Genomic DNA, 1,902 nt, shown 5'->3' on the forward strand with positions numbered 1-1,902 from the left:
TTTTTGAATTGCCTTCTATTGCACTCAGCAAGGCCACTAGTGGTAACGTCCCTGCCGACACTTCCCGCCGCTATGGCTAAGAAGCTATTAGCGATTTCATCAAATGTGTTCATTTTGGGCAAAGAGAATTTGGCAATTCCGATGCGTGACCACGGATCATGTGGCTTTGTAACAACAGACGGACGGAAATTGATGCTGTTAGAGCAATAAATGCGCAATTCCTGCCGAAATTTTGTTTCAACTGAGAAATATTTGTCGTGCGACTCTTATGCCAGTTAAATTTTTCACGGCAAATGAGGATGCTTTCTAAATTTTTTATTGCTTCGGCCTAATATGTTTCCCTTAAGTTCTGTGCTTTCCGGATGCCGCCGACTGTTAGCCGAGGGAGGTGACTGATGTGGAATGTCGATGAACTGATTTCAGGTGTGGACAGGCTTGTCCGCGTTGTATCTGGCGTGGCATCCGCGTCGCGCCCGAACCCGGCGGTGAAAATTCCGGACGTTCAGCTGGACGATGCCGAGCGCCGCCGTAGCGCGGGGCTGATGCGTGTTAACCATGTAGGGGAGGTGTGCGCACAGGCTCTCTATGACGCGCAGGGGGCCTTTGCCAAGAATGACGAGTTGCGACGCCAGTTTCGCCAGGCGGGCCGTGAAGAGGAAGATCACCTGGCATGGACTGCGCAGCGCCTGCAGGAGTTGGGATCGCGCGTCAGTCTGCTCAATCCCTTCTGGTATGCCGGCGCTTATGCGCTGGGGGCGGTGGCGGCACGGATTGGCGACGCGCACAGCCTGGGTTTCGTTGTCGAAACCGAGCGGCAGGTCGAAGCGCATCTTGCCAGCCACTTGACGCTTCTGCCGGCATCCGACGAAAAGTCGCGGGCCATCGTGGAGCAAATGCGGGTCGACGAGATCGAGCACGGCGCTGCCGCGCAGTCGATGGGCGCGGCGGCCACTCCCGCGCCAGTGCAGGCCGCCATGCGTGCCATGGCTAAGGTCATGACGACCACTGCCTACTATATATAGGCAGGCGCCGCCTTCCCACGCTCCCTGTTATGCCGCCCCGGCGGGGGCGTCCGCCAAGTCATCCACGATTTCGAACGAGTGCGTGAGCTGCGCCGTTTTTTCGAGCATGATCGACGCCGAGCAGTACTTTTCGTGGGACAGCTTAATGGCGCGCTCGACGAGGCTGGGCTTGAGGTTGCGGCCGCGGACCGTGAAATGGAAGTGGACCTTGGTGAACACCTTCGGATCCTTCTCTGCGCGCTCGGACTTCAGGGTTACATCACAGCCGCGCACATCCTGCTGGCTTTTCCTGAGGATCAGCACCACGTCATAAGCGGTGCATCCGCCCGTGCCGGCCAGGACAACTTCCATCGGTCGCGGAGCGAGGTTGCGGCCTCCGCCTTCCGGGGCGCCATCCATTGCCACCACGTGGCCGGATCCGGTTTCAGCCAAAAAGGTCATGCCGGACAAGCCGGTCCAGCGTACTGTGCATTCCATGAAGTTCTCGCTATTTTCGGAAGCGGCCATTGTAACTGGTTTGACATGATGCGCTCCGTAGCGTCCCCGTCGTGCAACCGGGCGTGGCTGTTCACGATTCGGGACAAAAAACCACATCGTGAAAGCGCTGTAAGTGCTTGATAACGTGGCTGTTTTTGCGCCAGATCAGTATTTTTACGGGTGGGGAAGCTGGTTTTTCTTGCGCTGCACAATGAAATTCGGTAAAATAAAGTTGCTGGTCGTAAATTTCGTAATGCGAGATCGACCCAAAGATTGTCTCCTCCACCCTCCTCCTTTGGTGTGGATTCAAACCCGATGCCGATCGCATCGGGTTTTTTTTGCCCGAAACACGTCGCGCGTAAAGAATCAATTTGACGCCAAGTCCTTGAAAAGGCTAAAATTT

Annotated in this window: 4 protein-coding genes; 2 read left to right on the forward strand and 2 right to left on the reverse strand. The window is 55.9% G+C overall.

Annotation, left to right across the window (positions count from 1 at the left end; all coding sequences use genetic code 11):
- A partial coding sequence (locus VEH04_04530) for a hypothetical protein (GenBank protein ID HYG22027.1) occupies window positions 1-210 on the forward strand: 210 nt, incomplete at its 5' end.
- 185 nt (window positions 211-395) lie between these two features.
- A complete protein-coding gene (gene coq7 / locus VEH04_04535) occupies window positions 396-1,022 on the forward strand; it encodes a 2-polyprenyl-3-methyl-6-methoxy-1,4-benzoquinone monooxygenase (protein ID HYG22028.1) in 627 nt (208 codons plus the stop codon).
- 27 nt (window positions 1,023-1,049) lie between these two features.
- Here coq7 and VEH04_04540 read toward each other — a convergent pair whose 3' ends face one another.
- Both VEH04_04540 and VEH04_04545 read right to left on the reverse strand, forming a co-directional pair.
- Window positions 1,050-1,499, reverse strand: coding sequence for an OsmC family protein (locus VEH04_04540; GenBank protein ID HYG22029.1), 450 nt, complete (start codon window positions 1,497-1,499; stop codon window positions 1,050-1,052).
- On the reverse strand, window positions 1,460-1,902 hold a 443-nt coding region (locus VEH04_04545), incomplete at its 5' end, for a hypothetical protein (protein HYG22030.1). The genes VEH04_04540 and VEH04_04545, both read right to left, overlap by 40 nt.

This window comes from Verrucomicrobiia bacterium (genome assembly GCA_035629175.1).
In the GTDB taxonomy this organism is placed as follows: Bacteria; Verrucomicrobiota; Verrucomicrobiia; order Limisphaerales; family DASXHY01; genus DASXHY01.